Here is a 20,031-nt window from a genome sequence, read left to right on the forward strand (position 1 = left end):
CGCGACTGTAGCGGCCATGTCCGCGCCGGCGCCCGACCTGCGCTTACAGCACCGGCAGGTTCTTCCGCAGTTCGAAGGCCGTGACCTCCGAGCGGTACTCCTCCCACTCCTGCTTCTTGTTGCGCAGGAAGAAGTCGAAGACGTGCTCGCCGAGCGTCTCCGCGACCAGTTCGCTCTTCTCCATGAGGTGGATCGCCTCGCCGAGGTTCTGTGGGAGGGGCTCGATGCCCATCGCGCGGCGTTCGGCGTCGGAGAGGGCCCAGACGTCGTCGTCGGCGCCGGCCGGGAGTTCGTAGCCCTCCTCGATGCCCTTGAGGCCCGCGGCGAGCAGGACCGCGTAGGTGAGGTAGGGGTTGGCGCCGGAGTCGATCGAGCGGACCTCGACGCGGGAGGAGCCGGTCTTGCCCGGCTTGTACATGGGGACGCGGATCAGGGCCGAGCGGTTGTTGTGGCCCCAGCAGATGTACGAGGGGGCCTCGCCGCCGGAGCCCGCGGTGCGGGCCGAGCCGCCCCAGATGCGCTTGTAGGAGTTGACCCACTGGTTGGTGACGGCCGAGATCTCAGCGGCGTGCTTGAGCAGGCCGGCGATGAAGGAACGTCCCACCTTGGAGAGCTGGTACTCGGCGCCGGACTCGTAGAAGGCGTTCCGGTCTCCCTCGAAGAGGGAGAGGTGGGTGTGCATCCCGGAGCCGGGGTACTCGGAGAACGGCTTCGGCATGAAGGTCGCCTGGACGCCCTGCTCCAGCGCCACCTGCTTCATGACCAGCCGGAACGTCATGATGTTGTCGGCGGTGGAGAGCGCGTCGGCGTACCGCAGGTCGATCTCCTGCTGGCCGGGGGCGCCCTCGTGGTGGGAGAACTCCACCGAGATGCCCATCGATTCCAGCATCGTGATCGCCTGGCGGCGGAAGTCCATGCCGACGTTCTGCGGGGTGTGGTCGAAGTAGCCGGAGTTGTCGGCGGGGGTGGGCTTGGTCCCGTCGAGCGGCTTGTCCTTCAGCAGGAAGAACTCGATCTCGGGGTGGGTGTAGAAGGTGAAACCCAGGTCCGAGGTCTTGGCCAGGATCCGCTTGAGGACGAAGCGCGGGTCCGCGAAGGACGGCGAGCCGTCCGGCATGAGGATGTCGCAGAACATCCGGGCGGTGCCCGGAGCCTCCGCGCGCCAGGGCAGGATCTGGAAGGTGCCCGGATCCGGCTTGGCGATCATGTCGGACTCGTAGACCCGGGCGAAGCCCTCGATCGCCGAGCCGTCGAAGCCGATGCCCTCGTCGAAGGCCTGTTCCAGCTCGGCGGGTGCCACCGCGACCGACTTGAGGAAGCCGAGCACATCGGTGAACCACAGGCGCACGAACCGGATGTCACGCTCCTCGAGCGTGCGGAGCACGAATTCCTGCTGCTTGTCCATTTCCACACCCATCTTCGCTGGTCAGCCCGCCTGCTCCCGCCGCGCGCACCGGGGGGATCATGAGCATCCCACCACACGGTTTCATACAGGTTGCGGACCCATACTGCCTGCTCACATGTGCCGCAGGGAACGGCCACCCCCTGGGCCTCCCAGGACCCTGCTCCGCAGAGTCATGCATACCCCGTCTGGCGTGCGACGGGGGGTCTCCCACTACGATCGCGGCCATGGGGGGCCTGCGGCTCAGACGCATCTCGGACACCGCGCGTCCCATGGCACTGCTGAGTGCCATGGCGACGCTGCTCGCCGCGCTCTTCGTCTGTCTGGGCGCGGCCCACGCGGCCGAGGCCCGTGACCACCACCGGGCCGTCGCCCCGTCCCCGGCCCTGACCGCCTCCCCCACCCGGCCCGCCCCGCCGACGAGCTCCTATCTGTGCCCGTACGACCGCGGGGACTGCGGCCTCTTCCCGTCGCTGAGCGCCGCCGTGCTCACCGCGCCGCCGCTCGATCCCCCGCTGCCCGCCGCGGCCGGGCTGCCCCGGCTCGCGCCGCCGAGCGCCGGCGGGGGCGCGCACCGTCCGGGGCCACCGACCCGGGCGCCCGATCTTCACGTCCTTCAGGTCCTGCGGACATAGCCGGGCCGTGTGCACCGCACCGCTCGAACCGATCGACTGAACACTCGAATGTGAAGGACTTCCGTCATGGGCAACCGCAACACCACCGCCGACCGCCGCGCCCGAATAGAGGAGATGCGCCGCACGGAGAAGGCCCGCGAGACCCGTAACCGCATCATCACCATCGGCCTGTCCACCGTCGTGGTGGCCGGTCTCGTCGGCTTCGGCGCCTACGTGCTCAACAAGGAGTCGGACCAGAAGGAGCAGCGGGAGACCGCCGCCAAGGCGCCCATCAAGGACGAGAAGACCTGGGACGCCAAGAAGCTGGGCCGCAACCACGTGACCCAGCCCGTCACGTACGAGATGAAGCCCCCGGTCGGCGGCGACCACCACCCGGTGTGGATGAACTGCGACGGCGACGTCTACAAGAACCCGATCCCCGAGGTCAACGCCGTCCACTCGCTGGAGCACGGCGCGGTCTGGGTGACGTACAACGACAAGGCCCCGCAGGCCGAGGTGAAGAAGCTGGCGGAGAAGGTCGACAAGACCTCGTTCACGCTGATGAGCCCGGTGAAGGAGCAGGCCGGCGCGATCATGCTGAGCGCGTGGGGCAAGCAGGTCACGGTGGACAGCGCGAGCGACCCGCGGGTGGACGCGTTCTTCACCAAGTACGTCCAGGGCCCTCAGACCCCTGAGCCGGGCGCCGCGTGCACCGGCGGTCAGGCCGCGCAGTGACCCGTACGCACTGGGCCGCGATCACCGCGGTCGTCCTCGCCCTGCTGTTCGCCGGGGCGGCCACGGTCACCTCGGCGCAGCGGGACGAGCCGCGCGCCTCGGGGCCGGCCCATGACTCGGCCGACGCGGGATTCGCCCGTGACATGGCGCTCCATCACCAGCAGGCGGTGGAGATGTCGTTCATCGTGCGGGACCGTACGTCCGACGAGGACGTCCGCCGCCTCGCCTACGACATCGCCAACACCCAGGCCAACCAGCGCGGCATGATGCTGGGCTGGCTGGACCTGTGGGGACTGCCGAAGATCGCCGCGGACCAGGAGCCGATGGCCTGGATGGGCATGGCGGGCCACGGCGGCTCCGGCCCCAAGGACGGGGCGGTCATGCCCGGCATGGCGACCCGGACACAGATGGCGCAGCTGCGCAAGGCGAGCGGCAAGCAGGCCGAGATCCTGTACCTGCAGCTGATGACCGCCCACCACAAGGGCGGCGTGCACATGGCGCAGGGTTGTGTGGAGCGGTGTGCGCCGGGGGTCGAGCGGCAGCTGGCGCAGGGCATGGTCGACGCGCAGGAGTCGGAGATCCTGCTCATGGCCGACATGCTGCGCAAGCGCGGCGCGAAGCCCGCGGCGTGACACCGCTGCGTGACATGGCGGTGTGACATCGCGGTGCGACCCGCGGTGTGACATTACGCGCGGACGGCCGCCGTGGGGCGAGGTGCCCCTCGGCGGCCGTCGCCGTCTCCAGCGGTCGCGGGGCGCGACGGGACGGACGATGATGGAGGCGCTCGGGGACGTACGACGCCTTACGGAGGTACGCACCCCATGACCACCGCGAAAGACATCATGCACTCCGGGGCCAAGTGGATTCCCCGGCACGAGACGCTCGACCGGGCCGCGCAGATGATGCGTGACCTGAACGTCGGCGCGCTGCCCATCGCCGACGAGAACGAGCGGCTCTGCGGCATCATCACGGACCGCGACATCGTCATCGGCTGTGTGGCGCTGGGCCATGACCCGTCCCGGATCACCTGCGGCGAGATGGCCAAGGGCACCCCCCGCTGGATCGACGCGGAGTCGGATGTCGGCGAGGTGCTCCAGGAGATGAAGGGCCACCAGATCAAGCGGCTCCCGGTGATCGAGAACAAGCGCCTGGTCGGCATGATCAGCGAGGCCGATCTGGCCAAGCACCTGAACGACGAGCAGATCGCGGAGTTCTGCGAGAGCGTCTACGGGCGCGCCTGACCTCCCCGCCCCTGCTCCCCCTGGCCCACCTCGTCGTCCTGCTCGCCCAGGGCCAGTACGGCCCGGGCCACGGCCTCGGGGCGGTCCAGCATCATCAGATGGCCCGACGGTTCGACGGCCTCGTAGCGGGCGCCGAGCCGCCGGGCCAGTGCGCGCTGGCGGGCGGCCCAGCGGGCCGAGCCGTCGGGCGCGGCAAGGACGGTGACCGGGAGCCCGCCCCGCAGCGGATGGCGCTCGCGCAGGGCGAGCAGCTCGGCGGCCACCGCGCGGTAGTGGGTGTTCTCCAGGAACGCGCCCCGCATCACACGTGACGTTGCATAGCAGCGGCGTACGAGCGCCGACGGTGCCGGGTCGCCGCCGCCGCTGCGGGAGAGCCGTACGGTGACGCGGCGGGCGAGCGGGCCGACCGTGGCGGGCGCGCCGACGGCGGTGAGGGCGGCGCCGATGCCGCGTGCGAGGGCGGTACGGACCGCCGGGGCGGCCGGGGTGCGGGCGTGCTCCTCGACGGAGGAGTCGACGAGGACGAGCCCGGCGGTACGGGCCGGGTGGAGGCGGGCGAAGGCCTCGGCGTGGAAGCCGGCGATGGAGTGCCCGACGACGGTGGCCGGCCCGGTCAGGCCGAGCGCGTCCAGCAGGCCCGCGATGCGGTGGGCCTCCCCCGCGGCGGTCGGGGCGACCGGGGCCGGGGCGGAGAGTCCGTGGCCGGGCCGGTCGAAGCGGACGACGGTGCGGTGCGGGGCGAGCAGCGGGACGACCGGGTCCCAGTCGAACCAGCTCATGCCGAGACCGGCGCTGAGGACACAGACCGGTCCGCCGCCCTCGACGACGACGTGGTGGGCGACGCCGCCCACCCGTACGAAAAAACTCAATCCCGCTCCCTGGCCACGGAGATGGCGAGTACCGCGAGCCAGCCTGCCACGAGCAGTACCTGGAGGCGTTGCCCGGCCCCCAGGGACCAGTTCCCCCGGCCGGCCTCGAAGGCGGCGACGGCGGCCAGGGTCCAGCCGGTGGCGGCGAGTTCGAGGACGACGAGGGCCGGTCCGGTACGGGCGAGGGGCGCCCAGATCCGGTAGCGGCGGGCGGCGACGGTGAGCGCCACTATCCCGGCGAGCGCCCCGGCCATGGCGAGGCTGGAGCTGACGGCGTGGGCGGTGTGGGTGGCCGGGACGAGCCCGGCGGTCTCGCGGGCGGCGCACTCGGGGTCGACGGTGGGCGCGCAGCTGAGCGGCAGCCGGGAGTCGACGGCGGTGGCGGCGCCGAACAGCGCCAGGGCCGCCCATCCCACGACGGTCCAGGGCCGCCGCGGGAGCCGCAGCAGGGCCCACAGGGCTCCGGCGAGGAGGAGAAGCCCGGCGGCGAGGTCGGTGGCGCGGAACAGCCCGCCGAGGGGCTGGTCCGCGGCGGCGAGTTCGGAGACGTACGTACGGACGGGGTCGAGGCCGGTCTGTATGACGACTTCGAGCACCCACGCGGTGTACACGAGCGCGCCGAGGGCGAGGAGGAGGGCGACAGGGCGAGCACCACGTGTGGACATAGTGGGAGGAAGCCTACGCGCGCGGGGCCGCGTTCCGGCGGGCGGGGGGACGGGACGCGGCGCGCGGTACGCCGCCACGCCGACGCATACCGGGTGGGGGTAGGGTGCGGGCGTGGTGACTCGGCGGCGCGGGAGCGAGGGGCGGTACGGGCGGTGGCTGCTGCTCGTGGCGTTGCTCTTCGGCATCGTCACCATGCATACGCTGGGCCACCCGTCGGCCCACGGAAGCGACCACGGAACCAGCCACGGCCCGCAGGGCCCCACGGCGGAGGCCGGAGCACACCGCCCCGCCACCCCCGACTTCCATGGCTCCCACGAGCCCCCCGCCGAGGCCGTACACGTCCCCGCACCCGCACCCGCCGCGGCGAACGCCGCCGACCACGCCGCGCCCAGCACGAGCCACGGCGGTGAAGGCCAGGGGTTCGACCCGGCGTCGGTGTGCCTGGCCGTGCTCGGGGCGCTCGGCGTGGCCCTGCTGATCGTGCGGCTGGTCGTACGGCGCTCGGGCACCGCGCTGGTCGTCGTGGACGGCCGGCGGCTGCGGGCGCTGTGGCCGATCCCCCCGCCGCCGAGGACGCACCTCACCCTCCTGTCGGTGCTGCGCATCTAGGAGCGCCCGGCCGCCCACGCGGCCCGTCGCGCCCTTTTCCGTACGCAGCAACACCGACACCCGCACGAGGTGCACCCAGTCATGTCCAAGCAGCACACCCGCCGCGCCGTGCTCGGCGCGGGAATCGCCGTCGCCGGTACGGAACTTCTCTCCGCCTGCTCGACCCCCGCGTCCGGCCCCGACGCCGGCGCCGGCCCCGGTTTCGTCGCGCCCGACGGCAAGGAGGTCGCCGCCGCCGAGGCCCGGCGCGCCCGGGGACCCGTCCGAGAGGTGCGGCTCACCGCCACCCCGACCGCGCTCGAACTGGGCGCCGGCCGGACCGTCAAGTCCTGGGCGTACGGCGACCGGTTGCCCGGCAAGGAGGTCCGGGTCACCGCGGGCGACACCCTCGCCCTCACCCTCGCCAACCACCTGCCCGCCGCCACCTCCCTGCACTGGCACGGCCTCGCCCTGCGCAACGACATGGACGGCGTCCCGGGCCTGACCCAGCAGGAGATCCGGCCGGGCGGACAGTTCGCGTACCGCTTCGCGGTGCCGCACCCCGGGACGTACTGGTTCCATCCGCACTCCGGCGTCCAGCAGGACCGTGGACTGTACGCGCCGCTGATCGTGGAGGATCCCAAGGAGCCGCTGGCCTACGACAAGGAGTGGGTCGTCGTCCTCGACGACTGGGTCGACGGCGTGGACGGCTCGACCCCGGACGGGGTGCTGGCGGAGCTGCGCAAGGGCATGGCGCCGGGCATGGACCACGGCGGCGGCACCGGCGGCAGCACGAGCAGCGGCGGCTCAGGCTCCAGCTCCGGGTCCGGCTCCGGCTCCGGCGGTCATGAGGGTCACAGCATGTCCATGAAGATGGACGGGTCGCCATCCCCGGCCGCCCCCTCCCCCACCGGCCCCTCCCGGATGATGATGGGCGCCACCAGCGACCTCCTCGGCGGGGACGCCGGTGACGTCGCCTACCCGCACTACCTGATCAACGGCCGTACCCCCGAGGCCCCCACCGAGTTCCGCGCCAGGCCGGGCGACCGCATCCGGCTGCGGATCATCAACGCGGGAGGCGACACCGCCTTCCGGGTCGCCCTCGGCGGCCACCGGCTCACCGTCACCCACACCGACGGCTTCCCGGTCCGCCACGCCCCCGCGGACGCCCTGCTGCTCGGCATGGGGGAGCGCTACGACGTCCTGGTCACCGCGGGCGACGGGGTCTTCCCGCTCACGGCCGTCGCCGAGGGCAAGAAGGCGGCGGCCCTGGCCGTTCTGCGCACCGGTGGCGGCGCGGCGCCCACCGCGTCCGTACGGCCCAGGGAGCTGTCCGGGCAGGTGCTCACCGCGGACCGCCTCAGGGCCGACCCGTCGGTGGCGCTGCCCGCCCGTACGCCCGACCGGACGATCCGCATCAAGCTCACCGGCGGGATGGCGGCGTACGACTGGGCCTTCGACGGGCAGCCGTACACGCCCGGGCGGCGGCACGCGGTGAAGGCGGGTGAGCGGGTGCGGATCGAGTTCACCAACACGACCACGATGTGGCATCCGCTCCATCTGCACGGCCACACGTTCGCCCTGGCGAACGTGGCCGGCGGGCCCCGCAAGGACACGGCGGTGATCCTGCCCAACGCCACCCTGGCCGTGGACTTCGACGCCGACAACCCGGGTCTGTGGATGGTCCACTGCCACAACGTCTACCACTCGGAGGCGGGGATGATGACGGTCGTCGGATACCGGAGCTGACCCTTCCGCGAGCGGTGGGGCGCCCGCCACGTGGGGCGCCCCACACCGCTCCGTCCCGACATTGCGTCGCTTTGACGATTACACTGGACGCGTGCCTCAACTACGCCTCGCCCTGAATCAGATCGACTCGACCGTCGGTGATCTCGCCGGCAACGCCGAGGCGATCGTGCACTGGACCCGGCACGCCGCGGAGCAGGGGGCGCATCTCGTCGCCTTCCCCGAGATGGTGCTGACCGGCTACCCCGTCGAGGACCTCGCCCTGCGCTCGTCGTTCGTCGAGGCGTCCCGGGCCGCGCTGCGCGCGCTGGCCGCACGTCTCGACGCCGAGGGCTTCGGGGAGCTGCCGGTCGTCGTCGGCTACCTCGACCGCGCCGAGCGCGCCGTCCCGACGTACGGCCAGCCGGCGGGCGCGCCGCAGAACGCGGCGGCGGTGCTGCACCGCGGCCGGGTGGCGCTCAGCTTCGCCAAGCACCACCTGCCGAACTACGGCGTCTTCGACGAGTTCCGCTACTTCGTGCCCGGCGACACGATGCCCGTGGTCCGGGTCCACGGCATCGACGTGGCGCTGGCCATCTGCGAGGACCTGTGGCAGGACGGCGGACGGGTCCCGGCGGCCCGTTCCGCGGGCGCCGGGCTGCTGCTGTCGGTCAACGCCTCGCCGTACGAGCAGAACAAGGACGACACCCGCCTGGAGCTGGTGCGCAAGCGCGCCCAGGAGGCGGGCTGCACGCTCGCGTATCTGGCGATGATGGGCGGCCAGGACGAGCTGGTCTTCGACGGCGACTCGATCGTCGTCGACCGGGACGGCGAAGTGATCGCGCGTGCGCCGCAGTTCTCCGAGGGCAGCATGATCCTCGACCTCGACCTGCCGGCCGGGGCGGCGGAGCCGGTGACCGGCGTCGTCGACGACGGGCTGCGCATCGATCGGGTGGTCCTCTCCGAGGAGCCGCTCGCGCCGTACGAACCGGAGCTGACGGGTGGTTACGCGGACCGCCTGGACGACGACGAGGAGGTGTACTCGGCGCTGGTGGTGGGCCTGCGGGCGTACGCCGCGAAGAACGGCTTCCGGTCCGTGCTGATCGGCCTGTCCGGCGGTATCGACTCGGCGCTGGTCGCCGCGATCGCCTGCGACGCACTGGGCGCCCAGAACGTGTACGGCGTCTCGATGCCGTCCAAGTACTCCTCGGACCACTCCAAGGACGACGCGGCCGAGCTCGCCCGGCGTACCGGCCTCAACTTCCGTACGGTGTCGATCGCGCCGATGTTCGACGCGTACATGGGCGCGCTGGACCTCACCGGGCTCGCCGAGGAGAACCTCCAGTCCCGGATGCGCGGCACGCTGCTGATGGCGCTCTCCAACGAGGAGGGCCACATCGTCCTCGCGCCGGGCAACAAGTCCGAGCTGGCGGTGGGCTATTCGACGCTGTACGGCGACTCGGTCGGCGCGTACGGGCCGATCAAGGACGTCTACAAGACGTCGGTCTTCCGGCTTGCGCGCTGGCGCAACCGCGCCGCCGAGGAGCGCGGGCAGACGCCGCCGATCCCGGAGAACTCCCTCACCAAGCCGCCGAGCGCCGAGCTGCGCCCGGGGCAGGTCGACACGGACTCGCTGCCCGACTACGAGACCCTGGACCGGGTCCTGGAGCTGTACGTGGACCGGGACCAGGGCCGGGAGGCGATCGTGGCGGCCGGGTACGACGAGGAGCTGGTCACCCGCACCGTGCGGCTGGTGGACACGGCCGAGTACAAGCGCCGCCAGTACCCGCCGGGCACCAAGATCTCGGCGAAGGGCTTCGGCAAGGACCGTCGGCTGCCGATCACCAACCGCTGGCGGGAACACGCCTGACGGCGCGGCGGCCGCTACATCGTCACGCGGGCCGCGATCGGCAGGTGGTCGCTGTCGGTGGCCGGGAGCGTCCAGGACGAGACCGGCTCGACGCCCTTGACCATGATCTGGTCGATGCGGGCCATCGGGAAGGACGCGGGCCAGCTGAAGCCGAAGCCGTCGCCGGCCGCGCCCTGGGTGGAGCGCATCTGGGACGTGACGGCGTTGAGGGAACGGTCGTTCATGGTGCCGTTGAGGTCGCCGAGCAGGATCACCCGCCGTACCTGCTCGGCGGCGATGGCCTCGCCGAGCTGGTCGGCGCTGTTGTCGCGCTGGTTGGCGGTGAACCCTGCGTTCAGCTTGACCCGCACGGACGGGAGATGGGCGACGTAGACGGCGACCTCGCCGTGCGGGGTGGTGACCGTGGAGCGCATGGCGCGGGTCCAGCCCATGCGGATGTCGACGGGGCGGGTGTCGCTCATGGGGTACTTGCTCCACAGCCCGACCGTGCCCTGCACGTCGTGGTATTTGTACGTGTCGGCCAGCGCCTTCTCGTACACCGGGACCATGTCGGCCTTGAGCTCCTCCAGGGCCACCACGTCCGCGCCGGAGGCGGCGACCTTACGGGCCGTGCCCTCGGGGTCGGGGTTGTCGGCGTTGACGTTGTGGGTGGCGACGGTGAGGTCGCCGCCCGCGGCGGACTTGTCGGTCATCAGCCCGCCGAAGAAGTTGAGCCACACGACCGCCGGGAGCAGCAGGGCGATCAGGGCGGTGGCGGAGCGCCGCAGCAGGGCCAGGGCGAGCAGCAGCGGCACGAAGATGCCGAGCCACGGCAGGAACGTCTCGGTGAGGCTGCCGAGGTTGCCGATCCGGTTGGGGATCTCGGCGTGGAAGACCATCGTGAGCGTGAGCAGCACCGCGCAGACGGCGAGCACGATGCCCCGCCGCCAGATGCCCGGGTCGCCGCGCCAGCGGTCGAGGACCGTCCGGGCCCGGGGTGCGGAAGCCTCCGCGCCGCCGTGTCCGGTCTCCGTCATGTCCAACCGAGCCATACCGCTGTCCTCACTGCCTTGCCGTGCTCTCCGTCCCGGGCTCGACACTAGGCGATGGGGGACGGCCGTACTGCCACGAGGACGACCGTGCGGCGCGGCGGGTTCCGGTGGGTGGCGGTGTGAACCGGGCTGTGACAGAACGCGCATAAACGGACGGCTGCGGCAAGGGCGTACGGATGTGTGCCGCGTCGTCAGGACGGGGGGCGTACGCCGCCGAGGACGGCGTCGACGATCTGGGCGGGGAGTCCGGCGTCGAGCGGGGCCCCCGGGCGTATGACGCTGCGCAGCAGCAGCGGTCCGACGAAGAGGTCGTCGATGAGCTCGATGTCGAGGTCGGCGCGGATCTCGCCGGTCCGCACACCGCGGCGCAGGACGTCGCGGGTGAGGGTGCGGCGGGGTTCGATGACGGTGCGGTGGTACGCCTCCCAGAGCTTGGGATAGCTCTGCATCTGGGCGAAGACGTTGTGCAGGAGGGCGGAGGAGCGCTTGGCGAGGCCGCGCTGCCGCAGGGCCTCCAGGAGGGCGACGAGGTCGTCGCGGACGGAGGTGCCGGGCAGGACGGGGTCGGGGGGTTCGACGGAGCGCAGGAGGTCGACGAAGAGTTCCTCCTTGCCGGGCCAGCGGCGGTAGATGGTGGCCTTGCCGACGCCGGCGGTGCGGGCGATCCGTTCGATGGAGACCTCGGCGAGCGGGACGCCCTGTTCCAGGAGGGCGACGGCGCCGTCGAGGATGGCCTGCTCGGCCGCCTCGCTGCGCGGACGTCCGCGGCGGCCGGGCCCCGGGCCTCGCTGTTCGTCCTGCTGCCCGAGGGACACGTCCGCACCGCCTCTCGTCGCCACCGCTCGGCACTCGCCGGGGTGGTCATCTCATGAACGTACCGATTCTCGCTGGTCGTCCCCGCTGCTGTCGTCGGGGGCCGGGGCCGCCGGGGGCCGGGCCTGGGCCTGGCGGGGCAGGAAGACCGCCACGACGACCGCGCCGGCCACGGCGACGGCCGCCGAGCAGAGGGCGGTGGTGTGCATGGCGTCGAGAAAGGCGTCATGGGCGGGTGTGACCAGGGATTTCCCGGCCGCGCCGAGGCTCTCGGCGGCGGCCAGAGTGGCCTCGACGGACTCCCCGGCCGCTTCCCGGGCCCCGGCGGGCAGGGCGCCGAGGTGTCCTTCGATCGCGCCCCGGTAGGTGGCGGAGAGCACGGAGCCGATGACGGCGACACCCAGTGCCCCGCCGACCTGGCGGAAGGTGTTGCTGACGGCCGAGCCGGAGCCGGCCTTCTCGCGGGGCAGGGACTGCATGACGGAGACGGTGACGGGGGGCATGACGTGGGCCATGCCGACGCCCTGGACGAAGAAGACGGTCTCCAGGACCCACAGCGGGGTCGTGGCGTCGAAGAAGGCGAAGGCGGCGAGCCCGGCGCCGACCAGGAGCATGCCGGCCGTGCAGACGCTCCGGGCGCCGAAGCGGCGTACCACGAGCCGGGCGCGGGGCGCGAGGACCATTTGGGCGACGGCCATGGGCAGGATCAGCAGCCCGGCCTGGAGGGGGGTGTAGCCGCGCACGCTCTGCAGGTAGAAGGCGGAGAAGAAGGTCACGCCGAGTACCGCGAAGAAGATGAGCGCGATGGCGGTGACGGCGGCGGAGAAGGCCGGGTCGCGGAAGTAGGCGAGGTCCATGGCCGGGTGGTCGCTGCGCTTCTCGTGCAGGACGAAGACGGCGAGGACGGCGACTCCGGCGAGCAGCGGCAGGAGCACGGTGGTGTCGGTGAAGTCGGCCAGCTCGCCGCCGCGGATGATGCCGTACACCAGCAGGACGAGGCCGACGACGGAGAGCACCACCCCGAGGGGGTCGATCCGGCCGGGCCGGGGGTCCTTGGAGTCGGGGACGAGGATCACCATCGCGATGAGCGAGACGACCACGACGGGGACGTTGATCAGGAAGATCGAGCCCCACCAGAAGTGCTCGAGGAGGAGGCCGCCGGTGATGGGGCCGATGGCGATGGCCAGTCCGACCCCGCCGGCCCAGATCCCCATGGCCTTGGGCTGCTCCTCGCGGTCGAAGACGTTCATCAGGACGGCGAGGGTGGCGGGCATGACGAAGGCCGAGCCGAAGCCCATCACGGCGCGGTGGACGATCAGCTCGCCGGGTGAGTGGGAGAAGGCGGCCATGGCGGAGCCGAGACCGAAGACGGCGATCCCGAGGATCAGCACCTTCTTTCGGCCGAACCGGTCGCCGAGGATGCCCGCGGTGAACAGCAGACCGGCGAAGACGAGCGTGTAGGAGTTGATGGACCACTCCAGCTCGCTCTGGGTTGCGCCGATGCCGGTGGGTGCGGGGCTCGCGATGGTCTTGACGGCGACGTTGAGGATCGAGCTGTCCAGGACGACGACGAGCAGGACGAGCATGAGGACGCCGAGGACGGCCCAGCGACGGCGGTGCACGGCCTCGGGGATGGGTGGGCCTTGGGGGCCGGGGGTCGTGGACTTGGGCGGGGACATACCTTTCACGCTACGCTTTTTTCGATACGGGACCGTCTCGTATCGAAAAGTGTTGCCTCATGTGACGCCGGATGACCGACGCGTGAAGTGATGTGAACGGCCCCACTTCCCCGAGCGCGGCACGAGGTGCCACCATGGATGTGGTCCGGGGACGCCACAGGGCGCCTCGAGATGACGAAGGAGCCGTGCACCATGACGCTTCAGGCTGCCCAGAAGCATCCCGCCGACAGCAGCAAGGCGCTGTACGGCGGCAAGGGCACTCGCCGCATCACCGTCCACGACATCGCCGCCGCCAAGGAGCGCGGCGAGAAGTGGCCCATGCTCACCGCCTACGACGCGATGACCGCGTCCGTGTTCGACGAGGCCGGCATTCCGGTGCTCCTCGTCGGCGACTCCATGGGCAACTGCCATCTCGGCTACGACACCACCGTGCCCGTCACGATGGACGAGATGACCCTGCTCTCCGCCGCCGTCGTACGGGGCACCAAGCGCGCCCTGGTCGTCGGCGACCTCCCCTTCGGCTCGTACCAGGAAGGCCCGGTACAGGCCCTGCGCAGCGCGACCCGGCTGGTCAAGGACGCGGGCGTGGGCGCCGTCAAGCTGGAGGGCGGCGAGCGGTCGCTGCCGCAGACCGAGCTGCTGGTCCAGGCCGGCATCCCGGTGATGTCACACCTCGGTCTGACACCGCAGTCCGTGAACACCATGGGCTACCGCGTCCAGGGCCGCAGCGACGAGGCCGCCCACCGGCTGCTCAGCGACGCGAAGGCGGCGCAGGACGCGGGCGCGTTCGCCGTCGTCCTGGAGCTCGTACCGGCCGAGCTGGCCGCCGAGGTGACCCGTTCCCTGCACATCCCGACCATCGGGATCGGCGCGGGCCCGGACACCGACGCGCAGGTCCTCGTCTGGACCGACATGGCCGGTCTGACCGGAGGCAAGGTGCCGCGCTTCACCAAGCAGTACGCGAACCTGCGGGCGACGCTCGGCGACGCGGCGCGCGCGTTCGCCGAGGACGTGGCCGTCTCCGCCTTCCCGGCCGAGGAGCACACGTTCCACTAGGTTCCACCGTCCGGCCGGATCCCCGGCCGGTTACTGAGCCATAGCGGCACAGACGACAGCCCGCCGACTTCCCCCATCGGCGGGCTGTCGGTCGTCCGGAGGCCGTCCGCGGGTCGCCTGTCGGCGGCTTGTCGGTGGATTGTCGGTGGCGGCTGGTCTCCTAGGGGACATGACGCGAACCGAACACAACGCCGTCGAGGTCCGGGGCCTCGTGAAGCACTACGGCGACACCAAGGCCCTCGACGGGGTCGACCTCGACGTCCGGGAGGGGACGGTCCTCGGGGTCCTCGGGCCCAACGGCGCGGGCAAGACCACCCTGGTGCGCTGCCTGTCCACCCTGATCGTCCCGGACGCCGGGACCGCCACCGTCGCCGGCTACGACGTGGTGCGCCACCCCCGGCAGCTGCGCCGCACCATCGGCCTCACCGGCCAGTACGCCTCGGTGGACGAGAAGCTCTCCGGCTGGGAGAACCTCTACATGATCGGGCGGCTGCTCGACCTGTCCCGCAAGGACGCCCGGCGCCGCGCCGACGAGATGCTGGAGCGGTTCTCCCTCACCGAGGCCGCCAAGCGCGCGGCGATGACCTACTCCGGCGGCATGCGCCGCCGGCTCGACCTCGCCGCCTCGATGATCGGGCAGCCCGCCGTGCTGTACCTGGACGAGCCGACGACCGGCCTCGACCCGCGGACCCGCAACGAGGTCTGGGACGAGGTCCGGCGGATGGTCGGCGAAGGCGTCACCGTCCTTCTCACCACCCAGTACATGGAGGAGGCCGAGCAGCTCGCCAGTGAGCTGACCGTCATCGACCGGGGGCGGGTCATCGCCAACGGCGGGGTGGACGAGCTGAAGGCGAAGGTCGGCGGCCGGACGCTGAAGGTCCGCCCGGTGGATCCGGCCGACCTGCCGGAGATGGCCGCGGCGCTGCGCGAGACCGGGCTCGACGGCATCGCCGGAGCCACCGTCGTCCCCGACGAGGACGCGCTGTACGTACCCATCCTCAGCGACGAGCAACTGACCGCCGTCGTCGGCCTGTTCGGCGCCCGGGGCTACGGCATCGCCCACATCGGTACCCATCTGCCCAGCCTGGACGAGGTGTTCCTGGCCATCACGGGCGAGAAGACACACGTGTCCGACACGACGCCCGAGGAAGTCACCGCATGAGCACCACCACCGTCACCCGCGCGCCCGCGCCCACGCCGGCCGCCCCGGCCGGGCGGACGCCCGCCGCCGAGGGCCGGATCGGCCTGCGCGCCAACCTGCGCCACATCGGCGCCCTGGTGCGGCGCAACGCTTTGCAGATCAAGCAGGACCCGGAGTCGATGTTCGACGCGGTCCTGATGCCGATCATCTTCATCCTGCTGTTCGTGTACGTCTTCGGCGGCGCGATCTCCGGCAAGGGCAACAACGACGCGTACGTCAACTACGTGGCCCCCGGCCTGATGGCGATGATGGGCCTGAACATCGCCATGGCCGTCGGCGTGGGCATCAACGACGACATCAAGAAGGGGGTCATGGACCGGTTCCGCACGATGCCGATAGCCCGGTCCTCGGTCCTCCTCGCGAAGATCGTCGTCGAGGTCGGCCGCATGATGATCGCCACCGCGATCCTGCTCGGCACGGGCTTCCTGCTCGGCCTGGACATCAAGACCTCGGTCCTGCACCTCTTCGCCGCCATCGGCCTGTCGGTGGTGTTCGGAGCGTCGCTGATGTGGATCTTCATCCTGCTGGGTCTCACCATGAAGACGGCCCAGGCCGTCCAGGGGATGGCCATGCTCGTCCTGATGCCCCTGCAGTTCGGCTCCTCCATCTTCGCCCCGCCGGACTCGATGCCCGGCTGGCTGAAGACCTTCACCGACTACAACCCGCTCTCCAACCTCGCCGACGCCGCCCGCAACCTCGTCAACGGCGGCCCCGTCGCCGAATCGGTGTGGATGACGCTCGGCTGGGCGGTGGCCATCACGGTCGTCACGGCGCCGCTCGCGGTCGCCAAGTTCCGCAAGAAGACCTGAGCAAGAAGACCCGAGACCTGAGCGGGAAGACCTGACGGCCGTACGGGCTCAGGTCCCGACCCGCTGATCCTGGTCGGCCAGCAGGGCGGCGGCCTCTTCCAAGGAGAGGCCGCCGCCCTCGGCGTACGCCGCCGCGAAGACGGCGTCGTCACCGAGCGCGCCCCGTGTCAGCTTCTCGGCCATGGCCGCGTGCTCCCGCTCGAGCGGCGCGACGACATGGCCCGGCGGCAGCAGCGCGGCCTGCGCGCCGAGCAGCACGGCGGCCGTACGGGCCGACGCGCCGCCGAGCCCCGCCAGCGCCCAGGCGGCGGTGACCAGCTGGGCCGACGGCATGTGCGGCGCGACCATGAGCGACAGGGGCTCGCGGGAACGCTCGAAGGCGCGTACCGACATGTCCAGCGCCTCGGCGTGGCGGCCGTCCAGGTTCTCCAGCCAGGCCAGGATGCCGAGGGTGATCCCGTCGAAGATCGACATGGTCTGGGAGCGGAACCGGGCACGCAGTTCGGTCATCTGCTCACGGGCCTCGGCGGTCCGGCCGGTGCGGCCCAGCCACACCGACAGGTAGATCTGGGCCGCGTACAGGGCCTCACTGCCGGAGCCTCGGCCGCCCGCCATGACCGCGCGCAGGATCGCCTCGCCCTCCTCACCGCGCCCGGTCGCGGTGAGCGCCTCGCCGTAGCGGGCCCGCAGGAGCGCCATCTGGGCCTGGGCGCCCATGCGTTCGGCGTAACCGATGGCGGTGGCAAAGTCCTCGGCGGCGCCTTCGTAGTCGCACCGCTGCTCCCGCGCCTCGCCGCGGGAGGAGAGCGCCTCGGCGGCGCCCCACGCGTCGTCGAGCCGCATGAAGATCTCCAGGGCCTCGTCGGCGTCCCGGGCCGAGTCCCCGGCCCATCCGGCACGGTTGGCCATGACGTTGGCCCGGACGTTGAGCGCGCAGGCCAGCTCCCAGTCGTAGCCGTACTCCCGGCAGGCGTCGACCGTGCCGTCGAGCATGTCGCGTACCGCCTCGGGGGATGCGGTGAGCAGGACCGCGTAGAAGTGGAGGAAGCCGGGGTGGCGGCAGGTCTGGGGAAGCCCGGGCCGGTAGACCGCGGAGATCTCCCGCAGCCGCGCCAGGCCCGCCGGGCTGGTCCAGAGGGCGGACTCGTGGTCCATGCTGGCGATCTCGATCAGCCGCACCCCGCGCCGGGCCTCCCACCGCACGTCCTCGTCCAGCGGCGGGGGCGCGTCGGTGCAGCGCCGGGTGAGCGGGACGACGGGCGCGGCGGGCGGCGCGAACGGGTCGGGGCCGAGCGCGGCGGTCCGCTCGGCCCAGTGCCGGGCGTCGGCGCGCAGGTCCCGCAGCTGCCAGTAGGTGAGCAGGGAGTGGACGAGGACGAGGGCCTCGTCCTCGTCCTGTCGGGCCACGGCCCGGCGCAGGGCGGTGCGGAGGTTCTCGTACTCGGTGCTCAGGCGGGCGATGGCCCGGACCTGGCCGCCGCCGCGGAGCTGAGGGTCTGTGGTGCGGGCGAGTTCGCGGTAGTGGACGAGGTGGCGGCGCTCGGTGGCGGCGCGGTCGCCGGCCTCGTCGAGGCGTTCGGCGCCGTATTCGGCGACGGTCTCCAGGAGCCGGTAGCGCATGCCGTCGCCGCCGGTGGGGTCGGCGACGACCAGCGACTTGTCGACAAGGGCGCCGAGCAGGGTGAGGGTGTCGGGTTCGGCGCAGACGGCCTCGGCGGCGGCCGGGTCGCAGCCGCCGCTGAACACGGACAGCCGGCGCAGGACGGTGCGTTCGGCGTCGCCGAGGAGGTCCCAGGACCAGTCGACGACGGCGCGGAGGGTCTGCTGCCGGGGCAGGACGGTCCGGGCGCCGGAGGTGAGCAGCCGGAAGCGGTCGTCCAGCCGGTCGGCGAGCTGGCGCGGGGTGAGCAGGCGCAGCCGGGCGGCGGCGAGCTCGATGGCGAGCGGCAGCCCGTCGAGGCGGCGGCAGATCTCGGCGCAGGCGTCGGCGTCGTCGGCCGGGTCGAAGCCGGGCCGGGCGGCGGCGCCCCGCTCGGCGAGCAGCCGCAGCGCCATCGGGTCGGGCAGCGGGTCGACGGGCCGGAGCAGCTCGCCGGGGACGCCGAGCGGTTCGCGGCTGGTGGCGAGGACCGTCAGGTCGGGGCAGCGGGCGAGGAGTTCCTCGGCGAGGACGGCGGCGGCGTGGACGACGTGCTCGCAGTTGTCGAGGAGGAGCAGCATGCGGCGGCCGGCGCAGTGCTGGACGAGCCGTCGGAGCGGGTCGGCGGTGCCGCCGGCTGCGCGCAGCTCCTCGGCCCCGGCTCCGCGCAGTACGGTCTCCCGGGCGCCGAGCGCGCCGAGGACGGCCTCGGGCAGGGCGTCGGGGTCGGTGACGGGCGCGAGTTCGACGAGCCACACGCCGTCCTCCCACCCACCGGCGGCCCGCTCGGCCGCCTCCTGCGACAGCCGCGTCTTCCCGGCCCCGCCGGGCCCGAGGAGCGTGACGAGCCGCGCCCGGCCGAGGTCGTCCCGGATACGGGCGATGTCCTCCTCGCGTCCGACGAAGCTGGTGAGCCGGGCGCGGAGGTTGCCGGGGCGGGGCGTGGACCGTGGGGCGGGCGCGGGCTCGGGTCGCAGCAACTGCGTGTGCAGGGAGCGCAGTTCGGGGCCGGGGTCGGTGCCGAGGCGGTCGGCGAGGGCGGTGCGGACGTCCTCGTACGCCTGCAGCGCCTCGGCCTGCCGTCCGGACGCGCGCAACGCCCGGATGTGGAGCGCCTGGACGGGCTCGTCGAGCGGGAACTCGGTGGCGAGCGCGGCCAGTTCCGGCAGCGCCTCTTCGGCACGGCCGAGGGCGAGGAGGGCGGCGAGGCGGGCGCGCAGGGCGGCGAGGCGGCGGGCCTCCCAGCGGGCGGCCTCGGCGGCCCGGTCGGGCAGGTCGGCGAGGACGGGGTCGCGCCACAGGCCGAGCGCCTCGTCCAGGATCCCGAGCGCGCGGCCCGGCTCACCGTCCGCGGCCCGTACGCCCTCGGTGACCAGCCGGTCGAAGCGGTGCAGGTCGACGGCGTCCCGGTCGGCGCCGAGGCGGTAACCACCGGGCACCGACACGACGGCGTCCCGCCCCAGGACCCGCCGCAGCCGCCCGACCAGGGCCTGCAGCGCACCAACCGCGTCCTCGGGCGGCTCCCCGCCCCACACCTCGTCGACGAGTACGTCGACCCCCACCCCCCGCCCGGCCCGCAACGCGAGCACGGCCAACAGGGCGCGCAGCCGCGGACCGCCGACGGGCTGCGGGGTGCCGTCGTCGTGGAGAGCCTGGGTGGTGCCGAGTACGGAAAAGTGCACGGTGACATTGTCCCCGGCGGGGCGTCGTCCGTCGGACGCGCGGCCCGGCGCCGATCGGGCCTCGCCCCCGAACGCGCGGCCTGGCCCCCTGCGGGCACCGCCGGCGACGGCCCAACCCCGGGCGACACCGCCCGCGGACGTCGGCCTTGCCCTCGGCGACCTCGGGCGCGGGCGCGCCGCATAGCCGCAGCCAGACAGCGCCCGTCGACGTGCGGCACCGTCCGCGACCGGGCCTCGCCCGCAGGCGTCGGCATCGCGTGCCCGGCCCGGTGTTGTCCCCCGGGTGCGGGGTACGGCCCCCTGCCCAAGACCGCGGCATACGGCATCGCCCCCACCAGGCTCGCCCGGGCGAGCACCGCCCAACCCCGGCCGACACCGCCCGCGGACCAGTGGCAGACCCCAGCCAAAACC

At 72.5% G+C, this 20,031-nt stretch carries 17 protein-coding genes; 10 read left to right on the plus strand and 7 right to left on the minus strand.

Annotated features, from left to right (window positions below):
- Window positions 1-43: 43 nt before the first annotated feature.
- Window positions 44-1,405, minus strand: a complete 1,362-nt coding sequence (gene glnA2 / locus IEZ01_RS09075) for a gamma-glutamylpolyamine synthetase GlnA2 (RefSeq protein ID WP_019885761.1) — start codon at window positions 1,403-1,405, stop codon at window positions 44-46.
- A 269-nt stretch (window positions 1,406-1,674) separates the two neighbouring features.
- Between glnA2 and IEZ01_RS09080 the strand changes: the two genes are divergently transcribed.
- The 4 genes from IEZ01_RS09080 (at window position 1,675) to IEZ01_RS09095 (ending at window position 3,992) form a co-directional block, all read left to right on the plus strand.
- The gene (locus IEZ01_RS09080) at window positions 1,675-2,037 is read left to right on the plus strand and encodes a hypothetical protein (RefSeq protein ID WP_229832810.1); all 363 of its coding nucleotides are present in this window, start codon (window positions 1,675-1,677) and stop codon (window positions 2,035-2,037) included.
- 66 nt (window positions 2,038-2,103) lie between these two features.
- Entirely contained in the window at window positions 2,104-2,751 is a 648-nt protein-coding gene (locus IEZ01_RS09085) for a thioredoxin-like domain-containing protein (RefSeq protein WP_189200901.1), read from the plus strand.
- The gene (locus IEZ01_RS09090) at window positions 2,748-3,383 is read left to right on the plus strand and encodes a DUF305 domain-containing protein (RefSeq protein ID WP_019885765.1); all 636 of its coding nucleotides are present in this window, start codon (window positions 2,748-2,750) and stop codon (window positions 3,381-3,383) included. Before IEZ01_RS09085 ends, IEZ01_RS09090 begins: the two co-directional genes overlap by 4 nt.
- A 189-nt stretch (window positions 3,384-3,572) precedes the next feature.
- Window positions 3,573-3,992: a CBS domain-containing protein gene (locus IEZ01_RS09095; RefSeq protein WP_019885767.1), complete on the plus strand. Its 420-nt coding sequence runs from the start codon at window positions 3,573-3,575 to the stop codon at window positions 3,990-3,992.
- Here IEZ01_RS09095 and IEZ01_RS09100 read toward each other — a convergent pair.
- Complete coding sequence (locus IEZ01_RS09100; RefSeq protein WP_052185630.1) at window positions 3,977-4,861, minus strand: alpha/beta fold hydrolase; 885 nt, start codon at window positions 4,859-4,861, stop codon at window positions 3,977-3,979. The two genes, IEZ01_RS09095 and IEZ01_RS09100, sit on opposite strands and share 16 nt — an antisense overlap.
- Window positions 4,858-5,526, minus strand: a complete 669-nt coding sequence (locus IEZ01_RS09105) for a DUF998 domain-containing protein (RefSeq protein ID WP_019885769.1) — start codon at window positions 5,524-5,526, stop codon at window positions 4,858-4,860. Before IEZ01_RS09105 ends, IEZ01_RS09100 begins: the two co-directional genes overlap by 4 nt.
- A gap of 112 nt (window positions 5,527-5,638) precedes the next feature.
- Here IEZ01_RS09105 and IEZ01_RS09110 point away from each other — a divergent pair, with 112 nt between their 5' ends.
- From IEZ01_RS09110 to IEZ01_RS09120, 3 genes are all read left to right on the plus strand, one after another.
- Window positions 5,639-6,136: a hypothetical protein gene (locus IEZ01_RS09110; protein WP_229832812.1), complete on the plus strand. Its 498-nt coding sequence runs from the start codon at window positions 5,639-5,641 to the stop codon at window positions 6,134-6,136.
- Between the two features lie 81 nt (window positions 6,137-6,217).
- Window positions 6,218-7,864 (plus strand): multicopper oxidase family protein, encoded by a 1,647-nt coding sequence (locus tag IEZ01_RS09115; protein WP_189200903.1) that lies wholly within the window; start codon window positions 6,218-6,220, stop codon window positions 7,862-7,864.
- 91 nt (window positions 7,865-7,955) lie between these two features.
- Window positions 7,956-9,710 carry an NAD+ synthase gene (locus tag IEZ01_RS09120; protein WP_189200905.1) on the plus strand — a complete coding sequence of 585 codons (1,755 nt, stop codon included), beginning with the start codon at window positions 7,956-7,958 and terminating at the stop codon, window positions 9,708-9,710.
- A gap of 14 nt (window positions 9,711-9,724) precedes the next feature.
- Here the strand turns inward: IEZ01_RS09120 and IEZ01_RS09125 are convergent, their stop codons facing one another.
- From IEZ01_RS09125 to IEZ01_RS09135, 3 genes are all read right to left on the minus strand, one after another.
- A complete protein-coding gene (locus IEZ01_RS09125) occupies window positions 9,725-10,741 on the minus strand; it encodes an endonuclease/exonuclease/phosphatase family protein (protein ID WP_028797456.1) in 1,017 nt (338 codons plus the stop codon).
- Between the two features lie 191 nt (window positions 10,742-10,932).
- On the minus strand, window positions 10,933-11,556 hold the full coding sequence (locus tag IEZ01_RS09130) for a TetR/AcrR family transcriptional regulator (protein ID WP_019885774.1): 624 nt from the start codon (window positions 11,554-11,556) through the stop codon (window positions 10,933-10,935).
- 51 nt (window positions 11,557-11,607) lie between these two features.
- On the minus strand, window positions 11,608-13,233 hold the full coding sequence (locus tag IEZ01_RS09135) for an MFS transporter (protein ID WP_189200907.1): 1,626 nt from the start codon (window positions 13,231-13,233) through the stop codon (window positions 11,608-11,610).
- Between the two features lie 192 nt (window positions 13,234-13,425).
- On the opposite strand from IEZ01_RS09135, the gene panB reads away from it, so the two are divergent.
- The 3 genes from panB to IEZ01_RS09150 all read left to right on the plus strand — a co-directional run bounded on the left by panB (window position 13,426) and on the right by IEZ01_RS09150 (window position 16,299).
- Complete coding sequence (gene panB / locus IEZ01_RS09140; protein ID WP_028797457.1) at window positions 13,426-14,289, plus strand: 3-methyl-2-oxobutanoate hydroxymethyltransferase; 864 nt, start codon at window positions 13,426-13,428, stop codon at window positions 14,287-14,289.
- A 169-nt stretch (window positions 14,290-14,458) separates the two neighbouring features.
- The gene (locus IEZ01_RS09145; protein ID WP_189200909.1) at window positions 14,459-15,451 is read left to right on the plus strand and encodes an ATP-binding cassette domain-containing protein; all 993 of its coding nucleotides are present in this window, start codon (window positions 14,459-14,461) and stop codon (window positions 15,449-15,451) included.
- A complete protein-coding gene (locus IEZ01_RS09150; protein ID WP_189200911.1) occupies window positions 15,448-16,299 on the plus strand; it encodes an ABC transporter permease in 852 nt (283 codons plus the stop codon). The genes IEZ01_RS09145 and IEZ01_RS09150 overlap by 4 nt, the downstream gene beginning before the upstream one ends.
- Before the next feature lie 48 nt (window positions 16,300-16,347).
- On the opposite strand, the gene IEZ01_RS09155 is transcribed toward IEZ01_RS09150, so the two are convergent.
- A complete protein-coding gene (locus tag IEZ01_RS09155; RefSeq protein WP_189200913.1) occupies window positions 16,348-19,620 on the minus strand; it encodes an ATP-binding protein in 3,273 nt (1,090 codons plus the stop codon).
- Window positions 19,621-20,031: the final 411 nt, after the last annotated feature.

The sequence above is a fragment of the Streptomyces purpureus genome, from assembly GCF_014648195.1.
Lineage (GTDB): Bacteria > Actinomycetota > Actinomycetes > Streptomycetales > Streptomycetaceae > Streptomyces > Streptomyces purpureus.

Coding starts and splice junctions, on each gene's coding strand:
- IEZ01_RS09080 (WP_229832810.1), top strand. CDS start 1,675: ATGGCACTGCTGAGTGCCATGGCGACGCTGCTCGCCGCGCTCTTCGTC.
- IEZ01_RS09095 (WP_019885767.1), top strand. CDS start 3,573: ATGACCACCGCGAAAGACATCATGCACTCCGGGGCCAAGTGGATTCCC.
- IEZ01_RS09145 (WP_189200909.1), top strand. CDS start 14,459: ATGACGCGAACCGAACACAACGCCGTCGAGGTCCGGGGCCTCGTGAAG.
- IEZ01_RS09115 (WP_189200903.1), top strand. CDS start 6,218: ATGTCCAAGCAGCACACCCGCCGCGCCGTGCTCGGCGCGGGAATCGCC.
- IEZ01_RS09135 (WP_189200907.1), bottom strand. CDS start 13,233: ATGTCCCCGCCCAAGTCCACGACCCCCGGCCCCCAAGGCCCACCCATC.
- panB (WP_028797457.1), top strand. CDS start 13,426: ATGACGCTTCAGGCTGCCCAGAAGCATCCCGCCGACAGCAGCAAGGCG.
- IEZ01_RS09085 (WP_189200901.1), top strand. CDS start 2,104: ATGGGCAACCGCAACACCACCGCCGACCGCCGCGCCCGAATAGAGGAG.
- IEZ01_RS09105 (WP_019885769.1), bottom strand. CDS start 5,526: ATGTCCACACGTGGTGCTCGCCCTGTCGCCCTCCTCCTCGCCCTCGGC.
- IEZ01_RS09150 (WP_189200911.1), top strand. CDS start 15,448: ATGAGCACCACCACCGTCACCCGCGCGCCCGCGCCCACGCCGGCCGCC.
- IEZ01_RS09125 (WP_028797456.1), bottom strand. CDS start 10,741: ATGGCTCGGTTGGACATGACGGAGACCGGACACGGCGGCGCGGAGGCT.
- glnA2 (WP_019885761.1), bottom strand. CDS start 1,405: ATGGACAAGCAGCAGGAATTCGTGCTCCGCACGCTCGAGGAGCGTGAC.